Below are 19,241 nucleotides of genomic sequence, written 5' to 3' on the forward strand. Positions count from 1 at the left end.
CTCACGAGGCGACGACCCCGACCCCCATCATTCGTGCACTCACCACCGCCCATCTCGTCAGTCGGAAGGACATCAGTCATGACCACGCGAAAGCACACCAATGCCCGCGCCACCACCAATCTCAACGATTCGTTGACGGTGAACCCGGTGTTCGTGCGTCCCGGTGAGGCCACCGAGTATCCGAAGTTCGCCATCCCCGAGGGCATGAGTCTGCCCGAGACGGCCTATCAGATCGTTCACGACGAGGCGATGCTCGACGGGAACGCGCGGTTGAATCTGGCGACGTTCGTCTCGACGTGGATGGATGACGAGGCCCGCAGACTCTATGCGGAAACCTACGACAAGAACATGATCGACAAGGACGAGTACCCGCAGACCGCGGCGATCGAGGATCGGTGTTGGAAGATCATCGCCGATCTCTGGCACGTGCCGGATGTCGACAAGTCCATCGGGACCTCGACAATCGGGTCGTCGGAGGCGGCGATGCTCGGCGGGCTCGCGCTCAAGCGTCACTGGCAGGCCCGGCGCAAGGCGGAGGGGAAGTCGATCGAGAAGCCGAATCTGGTGTTGTCGACGGCGGTGCAGGTGTGCTGGGAGAAATTCCTCAACTATTTCGAGGTCGAGCCCCGCTGGGTGCCGGTCTCGCAGGAGCACTTCGTGTTCGACGGGCACGAATTGGAGAAGTACGTCGACGAGAACACCATCGGGGTCGTCGCGATCCTGGGCGTGACCTACAACGGCTTGTACGAACCGGTACAACAGATCTCGGCAAAGCTCGACGAGATCGAGAAGAACACCGGGCTCGACGTCAAGATCCACGTCGACGGTGCGTCGGGTGCGATGGTGGCGCCGTTCTGTCAGCCGGACCTGGAATGGGATTTCCGGGTCTCGCGGGTGGTGTCGATCAACACCTCGGGACACAAGTACGGGCTGGTGTATCCGGGTCTGGGATGGATCGTGTGGCGTGACACCGAGGCCTTGCCGGAGAGCATGGTGTTCCACTGCAGCTACCTCGGTGGCGACATGCCGACGCTGGCACTGAACTTCTCACGTCCGGGCGCGCAGGTGTTGTTGCAGTACTACAACTTCCTGCGGCTGGGGCGCGACGGTTATCGGTTGATCCAGCAGGGATCGATCGACGTGGCCACGTACCTGTCGTCGGCGATCGCCGAGTTGGGGCCGTTCGAGCTGGTCAGCAAGGGCGACACGATTCCGGTCTTCGCGTGGAAACTGAGGGACGGTTACACCGACAAGTGGTCGCTGTACGACCTGTCGGATCGGTTGCGGCTCAAAGGGTGGCTGGTGCCGGCGTATCCGATGGCCGACGGGTTGGCCGACTGGACCCTGCAGCGGATCGTGGTGCGTGCGGGGTTGAGTCACGATCTGGCGACGGCGTTGCTGACCGATCTGGAGAGTGAGGTCGCGTTCCTCGATCAGCTGGAGTCGCCGATGCCACGCGAGGGAACCGGCTCCCACTTCCATCACTGATGAGCTCCACGTCCGAGAGTGTTTCGGCCGCAGCGACTCCGAGCGCCATGCAGGCGATACTGGTCCCGACCCTGACCAAACAGTGTTGGGGTTTCATGATCGGCTCGGCGCTGTTCGCGCTCGGATCCGCACCGTGGCTGGGCATCTGGATGGGCGCCGCCAACGCCAACATCTGCTATTTCATCGGCGCGTGGTTCTTCACCGCCGCGGGACTGATCCAGGTGATCAACAGCGGCCCGGTCAGCGTGGCGGTCGACTATGCGCCCGGTCGGATGGTCCGGGCCGAATGGCTCGCCGCCGCCTCGCAATCCCTGGGCACCGTGCTGTTCAACGTCAGCACCACCTCGGCGGTCACCGCCCACACCCTGGCCGCCCAGAAACATCTGGTCTGGTCGCCGGATGCGGGCGGTTCGGTGGCGTTCCTCCTGTCGGCGGTGTTCGTGCTCGTGGCGTATTCGCACAGCAACCCGATCTGGAATCCAGGTGACGTCGATTGGTGGGCGGGACAGGTGAACCTGTTGGGCTGCATCGCCTTCGGGGTATCGGCGGTCGGCGCCTACATCACGCCCAACGGCGCCACCGTCGACGACGTGCTCGCCAACACCGGCACTTTCGTGGGAGCGGTCTGCTTCTTCGTCGCCTCGCTGATCGTGCTGCCGGCGTGGCGAGCGCGAGGGCCCCGATAGCGAGTTCGGTGATCACGTGAGCCACCAGATCCGCCGGCGGGGTCTACCGACGGATCTGGTTCAGGCGTGGCGTCGACGCATCGGGGCCGACAACCCGGTGGGCAACAATCCGATCAGCTATGTCCGCAGCTCCGGGCGCGAGGGACTGGTCAACCGGACCCCGGGCATACACGTCGCCGCCGATGTCGCCGAGGACTTCGACGAGATCGTCTTCTGGCGCCCGCTGACCGACCTGCACGCCTTCGTGATCTTGCGGACCCCGTGCACCGTGTCGCGGTCGGCGGAGCTCATCGGCGACCACCCCTCGCCCTACCTCGTGGTCACCACGACCGTGCCCGACGGCGGTCGCTTTCTCCAGGGGGACCGGTCCGTCACCGACGATTCGCGCGACAGCGTGCTGATCTTCGACAACGATCAGCCCTACTCGCGCACCTCGCAGCGGATCTCCGACATCGCCGGGGTCGCGGTTCCGGTACGTCTGCTCGGCAACGAATCGGGTCCGGCGCATCGGCCGATGTCTCCGGTGCAGTCCGATACGCCACTGGCGCGGGCGGCGGCCGCGTTCCTCCGTACCTTCGCGTGCGACATCGCAGCCGGTGGCGCCGATACCGACCCCGGATCCGAGCTCGCCGCGATCGACCTCGTCCGGGCTTTGCTGACGCAGGGTCGGTCCGACTCGGAGCTCGGCGGCGACTCGAAAAGCGTCAGGGCGGCGACACGCGCGCTCGTCGAGCAGTACTTCCAGGATCCCGAGTTCTGCGCGGAGACCATAGCCCGGTCGCTGCACATGAGCCGTCGTCAGCTGTATCGGCACTTCGCCGACAGCGAGGAGACCCCCGCGACGATGATCACCGAGCGACGGCTCGTGCGTGCCCGCGAACTCCTGCTCCGTCGGGTGCACCCGGGCCTGGACATGGTTGCCGCGGCATGCGGATTCGGCTCTGTGTCAACACTTCGCAACCGGTTTCGGGCGCAGTACCGCATGACACCCGCCGAGTTCCGCAACGCCTGGACCGAGCCGGTGGACGTGACGGAGGTGCCGCCGGTGGCCGGTGACGGATCGGCCGATCGCGGACCGGCGTGACCCGACGCCGGCGGTCCTCTCACGCGTCTGGATAGCCCGCCGACGCGATCACCGCACACCGGGGTGGGCGATGCCGCCGGAACAATTGTGGTGTCGGTCCTGTTGAGTGCAGTGGCCGGGGCGGACACAACGCCATCAACGAGATGGTCGATACGGCGCTCGCCCCAACAGACGAACGAGCCGGACACATGATTCGGGCATGCGGGCGCGCCATAACCCGCGCCCGACACGACGGTGTCGGCAGTTCTACAGCGCAGAAAGGCAGGTGGGTAGGTGAGCGCGGACATGCTGCTCGACCGACGCCGATCGAGTGAACCTCGGACACCGGTGGCCGACCCCGGATCGGTAGACTTGATCGACATCATCGGGCCACCGGCAACGGTGTCCACCGGCGTCACCACCGAAGGGATCGCAGTGACCGAACCCGATTCAGACGGCCGCGAGAGCTCCCCGGAGGCCGGTCCAGAAGCGTCGAGCCCCTCAGAAGGATCGAGCCCCACGACCGGAGCGTCCGACGGACCCGGTTCGGCGGCCCCGCGGCGAGCGGACCCGGGCGAGTCCGCGCAGGACCTCACCGAGCGCTTCGAACGCGACGCATTGCCGCTGCTCGATCAAATGTACGGCGCCGCCCTGCGGATGACGCGCAACCCCGCCGACGCCGAGGATCTCGTGCAGGAGACCTATGTGAAGGCGTTCTCCGCATTCGCGTCGTTCCGCGAGGGCACCAACCTCAAGGCCTGGCTGTACCGGATTCTGACCAACACCTACATCAACGGCTACCGCAAGAAGCAGCGGCAGCCCGCGCAATACCCGACCGACGAGATCACCGACTGGCAGTTGGCTGCGAACGCCGAGCACACGTCGACGGGCCTGCGGTCGGCGGAGATCGAGGCCCTCGACGCCCTCCCCGACGACGAGATCAAGGCGGCGCTGCAGGCGTTGCCCGAGGACTTCCGGATGGCGGTGTATTACGCCGACGTCGAGGGACTTCCGTACAAGGAGATCGCCGAGATCATGGACACACCGATCGGAACGGTCATGTCCCGCCTGCACCGCGGACGCCGCCAACTTCGTGAGTTGCTGGCCGACGTCGCCCGGGAGCGCGGATTCAACCGCTCGGCGACGACGAGCGAGGTGGCCCGATGAGTGAGCAACCACAGGTACCGGCCGACGACGACCCGGAATTCAGCTCCCTGGATTGCTCGGCGGTGATCGCCGACGTCTGGTTGCTGCTCGACAACGAATGCGATCCGGACGCGCGCGCCCGACTCAAGGGACACCTCGACAACTGCCCGTCGTGTCTCGCGCACTACGGCATCGAGAGCGAACTCAAAGCGCTCATCAACCGCAAATGCGGTGGCGAGCGGGCACCGGCGGGTCTGCGGGACCGGCTGCGGATCGAGATCCGCAAGTCCGTCATCGTCACCGAGACGCGCTACTCGACCGGGGACTAGGTCTCCCGAGCAGGGCGATCCGGATGGGCGATTGTCGAATCGGATGCCGCACGTGGGACAATCGCTGAGCACATCTGGATGAAGGAGGCCCGTCATGGGTAAGCGCGGACGCAAGAAGCGCGCACGGAAGAAGAACGCAGCCAACCACGGCAAGCGTCCCAACGCCTGAGCGCGAACGCGAAACGCCCGGCGCGGTGATCGCCGATCGACATGATCGGCTCCCGCCCGGGCTTTTTCGTGTCGTGGCCTCTTCGGTTCTCGGGCGCTTTCTGCCCGGGGGTCGCCCATGCCCTAGATTCATGGGCATGGCTGAGGACGTCGTGGCAGAGATCGTGGCGAGCGTGATGGAGGTGCTGGTCCAGGCGGGTCAGCACGTCGAGGTCGGCGACACCCTGGTGCTCCTGGAGTCGATGAAGATGGAGATCCCGGTGCTCGCCGAGGACGCGGGCACCCTCGCCGAGATCAAGGTCGCTGTGGGCGACGTCATCCAGGCCGGCGACGTCATCGCCGTCTACGAACGAGCGTGACCGGCCCGGTGCCGGTGTACGGAGGCCCGATCGCCGATGTCCACCCTGGTCGATCTGCTCGCCGAGCACACCACCCTTTCCGACAGCGCCGCCGGTCATCTGCAGCGGCTCGTCGCCGAATGGCAACTGCTCGCCGATCTGTCGTTCGCCGACTTCGTCCTGTCGGTGCGCACCGACACCGGCGAGATCGTCAACGTCGCCCAATGCCGGCCGAACACCGCCTCGACGGTCTTCCCCAGTGACGAGGTCGGCACCGTGGTCGATCCGGCGGTACATCCGCAGGTGGCACGGGCCTTCGCCGAGGGCCGCATCCTGCGGGACGAGGACCCGACGTGGCTGGGCGCGATGGCCATCCGGCGCGAGACGGTGCCGGTGCGTTTCGTCGACCCGTCCGGGGACGAGCGGATCGTCGGGGTGCTGACCCGTGCGGTCGACCTGACCCATCCGCGGCTGCCCTCGCCGCTCGAACTGGCGTACCAGGATTCGGCCAATGACCTGTGCCAGATGGTCGCCGACGGCACATTCCCGCAGTACGAGGGCAATCCGCAGGGACTGTCCACCCCGCGTGCCGGCGACGGTTTCGTGCGGATCGACGCCCGCGGCATGGTCGTCTACTCCAGTCCCAACGCGTTGTCGGCGTTTCATCGCATGGGTTGGACCTCCGACCTCAGTGGCGCCCGGCTCTCGGAGGTGACCGCGACACTGCTGACCGATCCGTTCGAGTCGCAGGATGCCGCGTTGATGATCGACGCCGCCTGTGGGATCAGCGATCCGCCCGCGGGCCCCTACCGCGACATCGGGATGCGGATGGAGGCCGACGCCCGCAGTGCCACCGTGCTCATTCGTGCAGTAGCCCTGCGCCCGCGTGGGGTCAGCTCCGGGGCGGTGGTCCTGATCCGCGACGTCACCGAGGTCAAACGGCGCGACCTCGCCCTGATCAGCAAGGACGCGACGATCCGGGAGATCCATCACCGCGTCAAGAACAATCTGCAGTCGGTGTCGGCGCTGCTGCGCCTGCAGGCGCGGCGCACCACCAACGACGAGGCACGCACCGCACTCACCGAGGCGGTACGACGTGTGGCGTCCATTGCGCTCGTCCACGAATTGCTCTCCGGCAGCGTCGATGAAGAGGTCGACCTCGACGAGGCCGTCGATCGCCTCGTGCCCACCCTCGTCGACGTCGCCTCGGGGGAGCAGCCGGTGATGGTGCGCCGTCGCGACCGGCTCGGCGTGCTCGCCTCGGATCTCGCGATGCCGCTGGTGATGGTTCTCACCGAACTCGTGCAGAACGCGATCGAGCACGGATTCGCTCCGTCGCGCACCGATGCGCGCATCGACATCCGGGCCGACCGAGACGTGCGTCGGCTCCGGATTGCGGTGCGCGACAACGGTTCGGGGCTACCCGACGGGTTCGACCTCGCGGCCTCGGAACGCCTGGGGCTGCGGATCGTGCAGACCCTGGTCTCGATCGAACTCGGCGGTGAGGTGCGCGCCGGGGCCAATCCCGACGGTCCGGGGGCCGAGGTCGTCCTGGTGGTGCCGCTGCGTCGGGACCCGCGCTGAGATCTGCGGTTCGCCGGGAGGCGGCAACAAAAAACCCGGCCGAGGCCGGGTCTCTTGTGGGCCGCCGGACAGTGGCGGCCGTGTTCGCTGCTCGTTAGACGCTGCTGCGGGTACGGGTGCGTGCGGTGCGCCGCTTGAGTGCACGACGCTCGTCCTCGCTCATGCCGCCCCAGACGCCTGCGTCCTGGCCCGATTCCAGAGCCCACGACAGGCACTCGGCGGTGACCGGGCACCGCGCGCAGACGAGCTTCGCATCAGCGACCTGGGCGATGGCCGGACCGCTGGTTCCCACCGGGAAGAACAGCTCCGGATCCTCGTCGCGACAGATTGCCTTGTGACGCCAGTCCATTCCTTCTCCTTCAGGTGCTCGGGGCACCACTCGATAACCGTTGGTTGGTTCGTGTTGGCTGTAACCGATCGTTCACGCGGAGGCACCGATTGTTTCCGCGCTGTTGCTTGTGAATACTTTCACGAATCCAGCCGAAGTCAATGGTGTTCCGTTAACACGTGGGCAATATCACTGTTGTCGCAATATCACTTCGGCTGACCCCCGGTGGCAGGGGGTCCGTGCGTCAGCTCGAACTCCGATGATCTATCCTACGCTTCGATCCCGCGCCGCGTCACGCGTTTTCCCAGGTCGGCTTGTTCTCGATCGTCCGCTTCGTCACACCACCGGGTGACGTGCACCACCGGGCGACCGTGACAACGCTCCATGTCACAGGGGTTGGGCCGCGCTGTCAAGGCTCCTCGCCGTGCTGCGGCCAGGTGTTGACACGGTGACGGGGATGTTGCGTCAGGTCGTCGGGGACGGCACGGGTGCGACCACGTCGAGCGCGTCACGTCGATGATCGAATCGGATGTCCGTGTAGGCCCCGATGTAGTCGCCGTCCATCTGCACATCCACCGGTTCGGTGGCTGCGAACGTGACCCACGCCACGTCGTCGTCGCGGAAGAGGTGATGCGCCTTGGGATTGCGTTGCGTGAGTAGACGCGTTGCCAGCGGCAGATTGCGCAGCACGCCGGTCGACGTCGCGGCGAAGACGCCGAGCCGGGTGTCGAAGCCGGTGCTCGGATTGATCCGGATCTCACGCCGGCCGAGGTAGGTCCACGGGCTGGTGTTGGAGACGAAGGCGAACCGCACGCCGGTCCTCGGGTCGTGACCCGCTGCGGTGACCGTGAAACTGGCTGTGCCACCGGCATTTCGAAGGAAGCTGGCGATGGTCGTCCAGAGGTAGCGACCGGGGGTGGCGGGCTTGCCCGCGTGCCGCTTGTCCTCCATCGCGTGCACGATGATCGCGTCGATCCCCATACCCGCGTTGAACAGGAACCATCGATCGGCGGAGTGGCCCAGGCCGATTCGCCGGTGACTGTCACGGTCGAGCAGATCGATGATCTGACGGGTCGCCTGCAACGGATCGGGATCGATACCGAGTGTGCGTGAGAATACATTGGCGCTGCCACCGGGGATCACGGCCAGGGCGGGCAGGTGGGCCGGCGGGGTGTGTGTGGGGGGTCCGAGCAGTCCGTTGACCGTCTCGTTGACCGACCCGTCGCCACCGTGCACTATCACCGCGTCGTAATTCTCGGCCACCGCTCGCGCACCGAGTTCACCTGCGTGTCCGCGATGGGTGGTGTGCTCGACGTCGACCGGGAAGTGCGCGCTCAGGGTGTTGACGAGAGCGTCGCGGCCCGCGGGGCTGGTCGCGGTGGCGAACGGATTGACGATGAGCATGACGCGCACGACACCCGAGGATATGGGGTCGATGCCCGACGTGGTCGGCCGGGCGGGCGCTGTGAGCCCCGCGGCCGGTCCGCTTACCCTGGAAAGGTGAGCAAACGCAGTGAGCCGGGGGGTGGGCAGCGCGGCCGGCGATCCGGCGATGACCAGCCGCGAGTCACCGAACCGGGCGAGTCGGACGCGTCGGTGTCCCATCGCGATCCGGCGGACACCGATGGGCCGCCGACCGCCATTCGGGTGGCGGGAGCGCTGACGACCCTCGAGGGCGTGGTGGCCCTGGTCATCGCCGTCGTCCTCGTGGTGCGCGGTCTGACCGAGGACCGGCACGACGCGTTCAACGGCATCGGTACCGCGTTGTGGCTCGCCATCATCTTCGGTGGTGTGCTGGCCGGCGGGGTGGCGCTACTCGTCGGCCGCCGGTGGGGACGCGCGATCTCGCTGGTCGCGCAGATCCTGCTGCTACCGGTGTCGTATTACCTGTTCACCAGTCACCAACCGTGGTTCGCCGTCCCGCTGGCCGTCCTCGCACTCATCACACTGGTGGGCTTGTTCACGCCGGCGTCGATCCGCTGGCTGGCCGGCGATCTGGAGATCGACGAGCCGACGCCCGCACCCGCACGGCGGGCCGAGCGCACGACGCGACGTCAACGAGGGCGCAATCAGTAGCTGCGCATCGCAGCGGCCCCTCGCATCGCAGTGGCCCACGGTTGGGCGTCGCGGTGGGGTACGGGTCGGCGCACAGTATTTGCCTGGGTAAAGCCTTACAGTGGACCCATGACGCGCTTGCTTGCGGTTGCGAACCAAAAGGGTGGGGTGGCCAAGACCACGACGGTCGCGTCGTTGGGGGCGGCGCTGGCGGACCTGGACTCGTCGGTTCTCGTTGTGGATCTGGATCCGCAAGGGTGCCTTACGTTTTCGCTCGGTCACGATCCGGATCAGGTGCAGTCGTCGGTGCACGACGTGCTGCTCGGCGACGAGGAGATCGCTGACGTCCTGCTCGACACGGAGGACAACGTCACCCTGCTGCCCGCGACGATCGACCTCGCCGGGGCGGAGGCACTGTTGCTGATGCGGCCTGGCCGGGAGTACGCGTTGAAACGGGCGCTCGCGGAGGTCGCCGAGGATTTCGACGTGATCCTGATAGATTGCCCGCCGTCGCTGGGTGTGCTGACCCTCAACGGGCTCACTGCCGCCGACGAGGTGATCGTGCCCCTGCAGTGCGAGACGCTCGCGCACCGGGGCGTCGGTCAACTGATGCGCACCGTCACCGAGGTCCAGCAGATCACCAACCCGGGGCTGACGATGCTGGGCGCGGTGGCGACCCTCTACGACGCGCGCACCACCCACAGTCGTGACGTGCTCTCGGATGTCTCCGACCGCTACGGCCTTCCCGTCCTCGATCCGCCGATCCCGCGCACGGTGCGTTTCGCCGAGGCGTCGGCGTCCGGTGCATCGGTGATGCGGGGCCGAAAGAACAAGGGCGCCACCGCATATCGCGAGCTCGCCGAGAATCTCTGGAAGTACTGGGACGGCGGCGGGGACGTGCGTACCGCCGACCTCGCCTGATCCGTCGTTCCGCGCCGGGGTCCGGGCGTCACGCCTGCGGCCCGAAGACCTCCAGCTGGGCTCCGCGCTGCTCGACGACGAGATCGCCGAGAACACGCAGGATCACCGTCGTGCCGTCGGCCGGAGAGCGCCGCGGCAGGGTGATGGTGCGGATGTCAGCGCCGTCGGCGGGATCGCGGACGGTGATCCCCGACGGACTCGGCAGCAACAACTGACCGGCCATCACCTCACCGGGACCGAGGGCCGCCGGGATCTGATAGCGCGGGCGCAGCGACTGCGCGTCCAAGACGACGGTGGCCTGGCCGGTGTAGTAGGTGATCAGCCCCGACGAGAACGTGGCGACGCTGTCGACCGGGGGTTGCGGTGACCCCTTGACCTCACTCGATGCGCCGGCGGCGCCGTCGGCGGTGAACAGGCGGATCCTCGGGGTGGCAGGCGTGGGACCGTTGCCGTTGGTGCCGCCGTCGTAGACCGCGATCCCGGAGGTGCTCATCGCGATCAGTGCGGGTGGGTCGGCTGACGCCCGATCGGTGATGAGTGACGATCCGTACTGGGTGACCTGTTCGTTGCTGTCGAGTAGCGCACCGAGCACCGTCAGCCGGTATCCGGGATCGCCCGCACATCGTTCGATGACCGCGACCCGATCGCCCGAGATCGCCGACGAATACAGGTGGCAGTCGGTGCGGCCGGGCTGCACGCCGGGTTTGACCGGTGCGGTCACGCGTCCGTATTCGATGCCGCGCACCATGTTCGATCCCCACGTCTCCAGACGGCCGGGCCCCTGTGCCAGGACGTAGCCGGAGTCGGTGATCAGGTGCAGGGTGTCGTCGGCATCGCTGGTGCGGGCGCCCTTGCGGGCACCGGTGGACCCGTCGAGCGCGGTCACCTCCGAGCAGCCGCGCGAATTGCGGTACACCGCAAGGACCTCGTTGACGCTGCTGGGCCATGCGGCCGCAGCGGTACAGAGTGCGGAGTCACGCGAGTATCGCCACAGGACCCGGCCGGTGGTGGGGTCGTGACCGGCGACCGTCCCGCCGTCGGCGGTGACGATCGTCGACGCCGTGAGCGCCGGTACGTCGGTGGCCGCGGACTCGGCAGACCACCGTGAGGCGAAGGCTTCGGGCACGCCGGTGGCCGGTGTGATCGCCGGGGGAGTTGTACTCGCCGTGACGCTGTCGGTGGTCCGGGCGGGACTGATCCACCAGACGATCGCCCCCGCCACCACGAGCACGACGACGATGAACAGGCTCACCAGGAGGTCGACGCGGGTGCGTCGCTCCGGGCGTACCCGACGCGCAGGCGGCTTCCGGGATGGGGTCGACGTGCTGATCTCGAATACTCCTCGTCGCGGCTGCGCGTCGGCAGGTCCGGTGGACTTTACTCCGAGGCGCCGGTGTCCGAGGTGGCCGGCGCGTTCTGCCCACCACGACGTCGGGCGCCGCCACGGCGACGCCGGCGCTTGCGGGGAGCGTCGCCGGCGTCGTTGGCCGACTCCGCGTCGGCCGAACCCTTGCTGTCGGCCGGGCGCTCGTCGGTGTCGGCCGTCGTCGCGGCATCGGCAGTCGTGTTCTGCTCGCCGTCCGCGTCGACCGCCTGACCGCCGCGGGTCCGGCGGCGCGTGCGGGAACTGCGGGTGGGTCGCTCCCGGCGCTCGCGTCGCTCGGTGCGTTCGCCCTCGCCGTCGGCCGAGCTGCGTCGGGGAGCGGTGATCCGTCCGGTCGCCGACTCCGGGATGGACAGTTCGTCGCGCAGGTGCTCGGAGGTCGAGTAGGTCTCGGCCGGTTCGGGCACACCGAGTTGTAGGGCGGCGTTGATCAGCTCCCACCGGTGCAGTTCGTCCCAGTCGACGAGGGTGACCGCGATCCCGGTGCGTCCGGCGCGACCGGTCCGGCCGATGCGGTGCACGTAGGTCTTGTCGTCCTCGGGGCACTGATAGTTGATGACGTGGGTGACATCGTCGATGTCGATGCCGCGCGCGGCGACGTCGGTGGCGACGAGCACGTCGATCTCACCGGTGCGGAACTTCTTCAGTGCCTTCTCGCGGGCCACCTGGCCGAGGTCACCGTGGACCGCGCCGACGGAGAACCCGCGCTCGGCGAGGTCGTCGGCGACCTTCTGCGCGGTCCGCTTGGTGCGCGTGAAGATCATGGTCGCCCCGCGACCCTCCGCCTGCAGGATGCGTGCGACGAGTTCGGCCTTGTCGAGTGCGTGCGCCCGGTAGACGTACTGGGTGGTCCGCTCGTGGACGGCGGAGTCGTTGGCGTGCTCGGCGCGGATGTGGGTGGGCTGCTTGAGGAACGTGCGCGCGAGGGTCACGATCGGCCCCGGCATCGTCGCCGAGAACAACATGGTCTGCTTCTGGTCGGGCAGCGTGGCCATGATGCGTTCGATGTCGGGCAAGAAGCCAAGATCCAACATCTCGTCGGCCTCGTCGAGTACCAGTACCGCGACCTTGCCGAGAATGAGGTGACCCTGCTGGGCGAGGTCGAGCAGACGACCCGGGGTGCCGACGACCACGTCGACGCCGGCACGTAGATCCGCGATCTGCGACTCGTACGGGCGTCCGCCGTAGATCGAGGTGATCTTCAGCGGCCGACGCCGTGGCTTCGCGGCGGGCGCGTCGTCGCCCTCGACCGGATCAGGGCTCGGCAGGGTGACGACGAGTTTCTTGGCGGCCACCTCCAGATCGCCGGTCACCTGCAGGCACAACTCGCGGGTCGGCACGATCACCAGCGCGCGCGGGGTGTTGTCCAGGGGTCGCACACCCGACTGCTCGGGGTGGACGAGGCGATGGAGCAGCGGAACGCCGAAACCGAGGGTCTTGCCCATGCCGGTGCGGGCCTGACCGATCAGATCGCTGCCGCCGAGGGCGAGCGGCAACGTCAGTTCCTGGATGGCGAAGGTGCGGGTCTTGCCGTCGTCGGCGAGTGCCGACACGATGTGCTCGTCCACGCCGAGGTCGGCGAAGGTCGGAGAGGTGTGCTCTTCGTCGACGATGGTCGTCTGGACCTCGTCGGTCTGGAGTTCGGGAGTGCTCATGGGTGGTGCGTGTGCCTTTCGTGTGTCGCTCGAGCGCGCACGAAAGGCTCCACGAATCCTGCGAGTGGCACCGGGTCGAGTGGTTCTCGGAACTCCCCGGTGGTTCGCGTTCGCCGCGCGACCGCCATGGTCGCGTCGGGCGAGCGGGTGGGCTCGGCAGTGCGCGCGCAATGTCCGGGTGGTCTGCGAGGAGTCGGTGAATTCCGACGGGCTCCGAGTGTGAGAACCCCTCGGCGTCGCACGCGCGCAGGGCGCCGGAAGGCTGCCTCCACGTGCATGGACGACCGGCGTTCGCCGACCACACCGTCCACAATTGTACGTGGTGCTCACCGGCCGCCTGCACGCGCGACCGTTACCATCGGGGCATGTCGTCGCCCACCGCCTCGCCCGAACCCCTCCCGGCAACCCCCGACGACGAGGAGGACAGGGCCGTCGGCAAGCTCTTCGCGGTGCTCCTCGCCGGCGAGTACGCCGCGTTCTACCGGCTGATCGACGAATCCTCGATGGCCCCCGACATTCCCAGCGGGATCGCCATCGCGCGGATGGCGGCCTCGGAGATCGCGCACTTCGAACTGCTTGCCGAGCAGGTGTCGCGCCGCGGACTCGATCCCGCCGAGTCGGTCGAGCGTTATCGCGCCGTGTTCGACCAGTACCACCGCGCAACCACCCCACGGACCTGGCTCGAGGCTCTGGTGAAGGCCTATGTCGGCGACGGGCTGGCCGCCGACTTCTACACCGAGCTCTCCGAGATGATGCCGCCGGTCGCCCAGCAGGTGGTCGCCCAGGTGATGGCCGAGACCGGGAACTCCCAGTTCGCGCGGGAGCAGGTCAAGGCGGCGATCGCCGCCGATCCGGCGCTGCGTTCGCCGTTGACCCTGTGGGGCCGACGCCTGCTCGGTGAGGCCGTCACGCACGCCCAGTGGGTGCTCGCGGCCGAGGAGGGCGTGACCGACCTGCTGTTCTCCGGGGCCACCTCACTCAACGGTGTCGCCGACTTCTTCGACTCGATCACCGCTCGGCACGCCGAGCGGATGTCCGACATGGGGTTGGGCTGATCGGGCTCGGGTTCGAAGGTGGAGATCGGCGCTTTTCGCTATGAGCGGAGCCGGTGTGGGTCACCGCGATCGCTGGACTAGCCTTGTGCGGCAGGCACTCGGCGTCTCCTCCGCCGGCGTGGACGCACGAGGTTTCCACACAGAAGGGTGGCCATGACCATTGAAGTGAAGATCGGTATCACCGACAGCCCTCGCGAACTGTCGATCCAGTCTCCGCTGGAGAGTGACAAGGCGTTCGCGGCCGTCGAGGCCGTGCTGACCGGCAAGGAGCCGCTGCTCTCGCTCACCGACGATCGCGGTGCGCGCTACCTCGTGCCGGCTGCCAAAATCGCCTACGTCGAGGTCGGCGCCGCGGAGAACCGACGGGTCGGCTTCGGTTCCTGACCGGTTACCGCGCACAACCCGAGAAGAACGCATCGAGCAGGTCGGCTCGGTGCGTTCTTTCGTCTCAACCGGCCGACTGCTCCATGTCGTCGGCGGCCGACTCCGGATCCGGGCCTGCGGCGGCGCGGGCCGACGCCGCGGCGTCGATCTCGACCTGACGCGGCACATGGGACAGGCCACCCCAGAGCAGGGCGACGGTGGTGTCCACCGCGGTCTGCTTGTCGATCGGACGGCGGGCCTCGAGCCAGTAGCGGGCGTTGACCTGGCTCGCTCCGACGAGCCCGGCCGCCAGCATGCGTGAGCGGTAGGGGTCGAGTCCGGAATCTTGCATGACCAGTCCGTAGACCGCGTCCACGCAGGCCTCGGTGGCCCCCTCGGTGCGGCGGATGACCGCCGGGTCCATCACGTCGGAGGCGAAGATCAACCGATATCCGGAGTTGTCGGAGTCGATGAAGTCGAAGAACGCCTGCACCGCCGCCTGTACGCGCTGGTGATTGTCGGTGGTGGTGAGCAATGCGTTGTTCACATCGACGACCAGCTTTTCCGCGTGCGAATCGACCACCGCGATGTAGAGATCGAGCTTCGACGGGAAGTGTTGGTAGAGCACCGGTTTGCTGACGCCCGCGTGGATTGCGATCTCGTCCATGCCCGCCGAGTGATAGCCGCGCTCGACGAAGATCTCGCTCGCGGCCTCGAGCAACTGCAAGCGCCGTGCACTCCGCGGAAGCCGGGTGCCGTTGCGCCCGGAGGAGACATTAGCCGCCGTTGACATGGTTAGAGGGTACTCGGACTCCTGACCCATAAACCGCGTGGATCGCACAAGTGAATTCACAGCCTTCGATGAGCACGTGTGATGTCGCACGTGGTATTGGCCGGTTCTGTGAGAGGGTGTGAACCGTGAGCCGCACAGATGATGCGTCGGGGACGGGGAGCGCGGAGCGCCGGACGGGGCGGCCCCGTGCGCGCGAGGTCGGTCCGCGGTCGCCACGCGCCGGTGACCAGACGCCCGGTGGATCGGTCGCGCCGGGTGGATCGTCAGCGCCCGGTGGATCGTACGCGGCAGCCCAGACGCCAACGGGGACAGGCGAGAACCGCACGGACCAGCCTCCGGTCGGTGCCGCCCAGCCCCCGACCGGCCAGCCCCCGACCGCCTCGTCGTCCACCGGCCCGTCGACGGCCATGCCCCGGTCCGCGACGACGACTCGCCGGCGCCCGCTTCCCGATCAGCCGCTGCGCGCCCGCTGGGACCCGACCGACGACAACGGCCGGCCACGCTCGGACCGCGACAGCGCGGCACCGCGCAAGAAACAGAGCGCGATCGGCCGATTCGTGGCCACCTACGGGTGGCGTGCCTACGCGATCCCGGTTCTGGTGGTCCTGACCATCGTGCTGCTCGTCTACACGATCCGCGACGACAACACGACCAACGCCGGCGCGCCGGTCGGCCCGGACCCGTCGGCCCGCAACGCCGAGGTCACCAAGGAGACCCGGCCGATCGGTGCGCCCACCGGGGAGATCTCGCCCGCGCAGCTGCCGGCGGGGGCGCTGCCGGGCGGCGGCGGCTTCACCACGGTGGGGCGCAAGACCTTTCACGTGGTGCCGGGTACGACCCCGCAGGTCGGTCGCGGCGGGCAGGTGTACACCTATACCGTCGAGGTCGAGAACGGCCTGATCCCGGCCGAATACGGGGGCGATCAGGCGTTCGCGAAGATGGTCGACGCCACGCTGGCCAACGACAAGAGCTGGATCGGTGACGGCAAGGTGTCGTTCCGCCGGATCGATCGCGGCAACCCGGACCTGCGGGTGTCCCTGACGTCGACGAACACCACGCGCGAACTGTGCGGGTACCAGATCAAACTGGAGACCTCGTGCTTCTATCCGCCACAGGAACGGGTCACCCTCAACGAGGCGCGCTGGATTCGCGGCGCGCAATCCTACGAGGGCGATGACGTCGCCTACCGGCAATACCTGGTGAACCACGAAGTAGGTCACGGCATCGGGTATGAGCATCACGTCCCGTGCCCGGCCAACGGTGCGCCGGCGCCGATCATGATGCAGCAGTCCTTCGGGGTGTCCAACTCGGAGATCATGGCGCTCGATCCGGACATCCGCGCCAATCCGGCCCTGGTCTGCAAACCCAACCCGTGGCCGTTCCCCGAGGGAACGAGCGCCGGCTGAGCCGTTGCGCTCGCGGGAATGACGAGGTGCGCCGGGTCGTTGTTCGACTCAGTTCACCCGTCCGACTCGCATACCCGGGAGGCCTGCCGTGTCATCCTTGCCCCCGCTGGTGGAACCAGCGGCCGAACTCTCCAACGACGAGGTCGCGCGCTATAGCAGGCACCTGATCATCCCCGACGTCGGGATGGACGGGCAGAAACGCCTCAAGAACGCCAAGGTGCTCGTCATCGGTGCCGGTGGACTCGGCTCGCCGACGCTGCTCTATCTCGCCGCCGCCGGTGTCGGCACGATCGGCATCGTCGAGTTCGACGTCGTCGACGAGTCCAACCTGCAGCGTCAGGTCATCCACGGCCAGTCCGACGTCGGTCGGCCCAAGGCCGAGAGTGCCCGCGATTCGATCCTCGAGATCAATCCGTTCATCACCGTGAACATCCACGATCAGCGCCTCGAACCCGAGGGGGCGATCGAGCTGTTCTCCGGGTACGACCTGATCCTCGACGGCACCGATAACTTCGCCACCCGATATCTGGTCAACGACGCCGCGGTACTCGCGCACAAGCCGTACGTGTGGGGATCGATCTATCGCTTCGAGGGGCAGGCCTCGGTGTTCTGGGAGGACGCCCCCGACGGCCGCGGCATCAACTACCGCGATCTCTACCCGCAGGCGCCGCCACCGGGCATGGTGCCCTCGTGCGCTGAGGGCGGGGTGCTCGGCATCCTGTGCGCCTCGATCGGTTCCATCATGGGCACCGAGGCGATCAAGCTGATCTGCGGCATCGGTGAGCCACTGCTCGGCAGGCTGATGGTGTACGACGCCCTCGACATGACCTACCGCACCATCCGGATTCGCAAGGATCCCGAGGGGGAGAAGATCACCGGTCTGATCGACTACGAGGCGTTCTGCGGTGTCGTCTCCGACGAGGCCGCCCAGGCGGCGGCCGGCTCGACACTGACCGCCGTCGAACTCAAGGAGAAAATCGACGCGGGCGAGAAGCTGGCACTGGTCGATGTGCGCGAGCCGGTCGAGTGGGACATCGTGCACATCGACGGCGCGACCCTGGTGCCCAAGGATCAGATCCTGTCCGGTGCCGCACTGGCCCAGATCCCGCAGGACCGGCCGACGGTGCTGTACTGCAAGACCGGAATCCGGTCGGCGGAGGCGCTTGCCGCGCTCAAGCGGGCCGGATTCGCCGATGCCACGCACCTGCAGGGTGGCATCACCGCATGGGCCAATCAGGTCGACAAGGAACTGCCGGTCTACTGACGCGGCACCTCGCAGCCGCGTCGCTGCGCGGCTTCAGGCCACCACCTCGGTAATCTCTGCAGACGTGAACACCGTCGAGCCACCCGAGCACGTGCTCAACACGTTCGGGCTGACCGCCCACCCGCCCATCGCCATGGGCGAGCGCTGGGTCGGGGGGTGGCGCGTCGGGGAGGTCGTGCTGTCGCTGGTACCCGACCACGCGCGCGCGGCGTGGTCGGCCTCGGTCCGCGAGAATCTCTACGTCGAGGGCTTGCGGATCGCGCGACCGTTCCGGGCCACCGACGGTCGATATGTCGTCTCCGGATGGCGCGCGGACACCTATATCGCCGGCGTCCCCGAACCCCGCCACGACGAGGTTGTGTCGGTGGCCGAACGACTGCACGAAGCCATCGCCGGACTCGAGCGACCACGATTCCTGCTCCAGCAGCCCGCGCCGCCGCACACCGACGTCGACGTCTTCGCCGCAGCCGATCGCGCCGCATGGGAGGACACCCCGATGCGCTCGGCACGTGCCGCAGGGATGTCCGAGCCGACCTCACCGGACGGCCAGGAGAGTATCGAGATCCTCAAAACCCTTGCGACTCTGCGCAAGAATGTCGACCTGCCGAGCCAGGTGGTGCATGGTGACCTGTTCGGCACAGTGCTCTTCGCCGGTGCGGCCGCACCTGGGATCACCGACATCGTGCCCTACTGGCGGCCGGCGTCGTGGGCGGCGGCGGTGGTGGTCGTGGACTCGCTGGCCTGGGGTGGCGCCGACGACGACCTCGTGCAGCGCTGGTCCGACGAGCCGGAGTGGCCGCAGATGATGTTGCGCGCCACCATGTTCCGCCTGGCGGTCCACGCTCTGCACCCGCGGTCGACCGCCGGCGCGTTACCGGGACTCAAGCGCGTCGTCGATATCGTGCGGCTCATGGTGTAGCGCGTTCACCTGTGGGTGCGGGCGCCGTCACCTTTCCCACCCGATGGTCGAGGACTCCAGACCCCTGGTGCCGACGGGCTTCCGGGCCACAATGACATCCTTGCAGCTTCCCGCCTCGAGACCTGTTGTGCCGATGGGTATCTGGTGCACGGTGGTTCGAATCCAGCGTCGGCTCAGGTGGTCTCGAGGCTCGCCGCACGCGGCTCGCACCTCGACCAGCGATATATGAGGTTCGGCGGTCCCCATCCGATGGTCGAGGTGCCGAGGAGCGCCAGCGACGAGCCTCGAGACCCCTT

Annotated in this window: 19 protein-coding genes; 14 read left to right on the forward strand and 5 right to left on the reverse strand. The window is 67.6% G+C overall.

Annotation, left to right across the window (positions count from 1 at the left end):
* The first annotated feature begins 78 nt into the window (after positions 1-78).
* The 7 genes from P3L18_RS12125 (at position 79) to P3L18_RS12155 (ending at position 6,802) form a co-directional block, all read left to right on the forward strand.
* Positions 79-1,488 (forward strand): glutamate decarboxylase, encoded by a 1,410-nt coding sequence (locus P3L18_RS12125; protein ID WP_079930555.1) that lies wholly within the window; start codon positions 79-81, stop codon positions 1,486-1,488.
* Complete coding sequence (locus P3L18_RS12130) at positions 1,488-2,174, forward strand: hypothetical protein (protein WP_253194037.1); 687 nt, start codon at positions 1,488-1,490, stop codon at positions 2,172-2,174. Before P3L18_RS12125 ends, P3L18_RS12130 begins: the two co-directional genes overlap by 1 nt.
* A gap of 16 nt (positions 2,175-2,190) precedes the next feature.
* Positions 2,191-3,258 (forward strand): AraC family transcriptional regulator, encoded by a 1,068-nt coding sequence (locus P3L18_RS12135; RefSeq protein ID WP_276114175.1) that lies wholly within the window; start codon positions 2,191-2,193, stop codon positions 3,256-3,258.
* A 408-nt stretch (positions 3,259-3,666) separates the two neighbouring features.
* Entirely contained in the window at positions 3,667-4,404 is a 738-nt protein-coding gene (locus tag P3L18_RS12140) for a sigma-70 family RNA polymerase sigma factor (protein WP_231386948.1), read from the forward strand.
* A complete protein-coding gene (gene rsrA / locus P3L18_RS12145) occupies positions 4,401-4,712 on the forward strand; it encodes a mycothiol system anti-sigma-R factor (RefSeq protein WP_020170566.1) in 312 nt (103 codons plus the stop codon). Before P3L18_RS12140 ends, rsrA begins: the two co-directional genes overlap by 4 nt.
* Positions 4,713-5,017: 305 nt before the next feature.
* Positions 5,018-5,239, forward strand: coding sequence for a biotin/lipoyl-binding carrier protein (locus tag P3L18_RS12150; protein WP_020170567.1), 222 nt, complete (start codon positions 5,018-5,020; stop codon positions 5,237-5,239).
* Positions 5,240-5,275: 36 nt separating this feature from the next.
* The gene (locus P3L18_RS12155) at positions 5,276-6,802 is read left to right on the forward strand and encodes a sensor histidine kinase (RefSeq protein ID WP_276114176.1); all 1,527 of its coding nucleotides are present in this window, start codon (positions 5,276-5,278) and stop codon (positions 6,800-6,802) included.
* Positions 6,803-6,896: 94 nt separating this feature from the next.
* On the opposite strand, the gene P3L18_RS12160 is transcribed toward P3L18_RS12155, so the two are convergent.
* Together P3L18_RS12160 and P3L18_RS12165 are read right to left on the reverse strand one after the other, a co-directional pair.
* The gene (locus P3L18_RS12160; RefSeq protein ID WP_006330074.1) at positions 6,897-7,151 is read right to left on the reverse strand and encodes a WhiB family transcriptional regulator; all 255 of its coding nucleotides are present in this window, start codon (positions 7,149-7,151) and stop codon (positions 6,897-6,899) included.
* A 444-nt stretch (positions 7,152-7,595) separates the two neighbouring features.
* Complete coding sequence (locus P3L18_RS12165) at positions 7,596-8,543, reverse strand: diacylglycerol kinase family protein (RefSeq protein ID WP_276114177.1); 948 nt, start codon at positions 8,541-8,543, stop codon at positions 7,596-7,598.
* Between the two features lie 87 nt (positions 8,544-8,630).
* Here P3L18_RS12165 and P3L18_RS12170 point away from each other — a divergent pair, with 87 nt between their 5' ends.
* Together P3L18_RS12170 and P3L18_RS12175 are read left to right on the forward strand one after the other, a co-directional pair.
* A complete protein-coding gene (locus tag P3L18_RS12170) occupies positions 8,631-9,206 on the forward strand; it encodes a hypothetical protein (protein ID WP_346348429.1) in 576 nt (191 codons plus the stop codon).
* Positions 9,207-9,314: 108 nt separating this feature from the next.
* Positions 9,315-10,106 (forward strand): AAA family ATPase, encoded by a 792-nt coding sequence (locus P3L18_RS12175; RefSeq protein WP_006368657.1) that lies wholly within the window; start codon positions 9,315-9,317, stop codon positions 10,104-10,106.
* 28 nt (positions 10,107-10,134) lie between these two features.
* On the opposite strand, the gene P3L18_RS12180 is transcribed toward P3L18_RS12175, so the two are convergent.
* Both P3L18_RS12180 and P3L18_RS12185 read right to left on the reverse strand, forming a co-directional pair.
* Positions 10,135-11,358: a PQQ-binding-like beta-propeller repeat protein gene (locus tag P3L18_RS12180; protein WP_014360820.1), complete on the reverse strand. Its 1,224-nt coding sequence runs from the start codon at positions 11,356-11,358 to the stop codon at positions 10,135-10,137.
* Positions 11,359-11,483: 125 nt separating this feature from the next.
* A complete protein-coding gene (locus tag P3L18_RS12185; protein WP_020170571.1) occupies positions 11,484-13,145 on the reverse strand; it encodes a DEAD/DEAH box helicase in 1,662 nt (553 codons plus the stop codon).
* A gap of 365 nt (positions 13,146-13,510) precedes the next feature.
* On the opposite strand from P3L18_RS12185, the gene P3L18_RS12190 reads away from it, so the two are divergent.
* Together P3L18_RS12190 and P3L18_RS12195 are read left to right on the forward strand one after the other, a co-directional pair.
* The gene (locus P3L18_RS12190) at positions 13,511-14,200 is read left to right on the forward strand and encodes a ferritin-like fold-containing protein (RefSeq protein WP_006368654.1); all 690 of its coding nucleotides are present in this window, start codon (positions 13,511-13,513) and stop codon (positions 14,198-14,200) included.
* 153 nt (positions 14,201-14,353) lie between these two features.
* Complete coding sequence (locus tag P3L18_RS12195) at positions 14,354-14,584, forward strand: DUF3107 domain-containing protein (protein ID WP_006368653.1); 231 nt, start codon at positions 14,354-14,356, stop codon at positions 14,582-14,584.
* A 64-nt stretch (positions 14,585-14,648) separates the two neighbouring features.
* On the opposite strand, the gene P3L18_RS12200 is transcribed toward P3L18_RS12195, so the two are convergent.
* Positions 14,649-15,356 (reverse strand): TetR/AcrR family transcriptional regulator, encoded by a 708-nt coding sequence (locus P3L18_RS12200; protein ID WP_014360818.1) that lies wholly within the window; start codon positions 15,354-15,356, stop codon positions 14,649-14,651.
* 407 nt (positions 15,357-15,763) lie between these two features.
* On the opposite strand from P3L18_RS12200, the gene P3L18_RS12205 reads away from it, so the two are divergent.
* The 3 genes from P3L18_RS12205 to P3L18_RS12215 all read left to right on the forward strand — a co-directional run bounded on the left by P3L18_RS12205 (position 15,764) and on the right by P3L18_RS12215 (position 18,945).
* Positions 15,764-16,762 carry a DUF3152 domain-containing protein gene (locus P3L18_RS12205; protein ID WP_276114178.1) on the forward strand — a complete coding sequence of 333 codons (999 nt, stop codon included), beginning with the start codon at positions 15,764-15,766 and terminating at the stop codon, positions 16,760-16,762.
* An 88-nt stretch (positions 16,763-16,850) separates the two neighbouring features.
* Positions 16,851-18,026, forward strand: coding sequence for an adenylyltransferase/sulfurtransferase MoeZ (moeZ, locus tag P3L18_RS12210; RefSeq protein ID WP_079930548.1), 1,176 nt, complete (start codon positions 16,851-16,853; stop codon positions 18,024-18,026).
* A gap of 64 nt (positions 18,027-18,090) precedes the next feature.
* Positions 18,091-18,945: a TIGR02569 family protein gene (locus P3L18_RS12215; RefSeq protein ID WP_006368649.1), complete on the forward strand. Its 855-nt coding sequence runs from the start codon at positions 18,091-18,093 to the stop codon at positions 18,943-18,945.
* Positions 18,946-19,241: the final 296 nt, after the last annotated feature.

The sequence above is a fragment of the Gordonia sp. N1V genome (genome assembly GCF_029269935.1).
Lineage (GTDB): Bacteria > Actinomycetota > Actinomycetes > Mycobacteriales > Mycobacteriaceae > Gordonia > Gordonia polyisoprenivorans.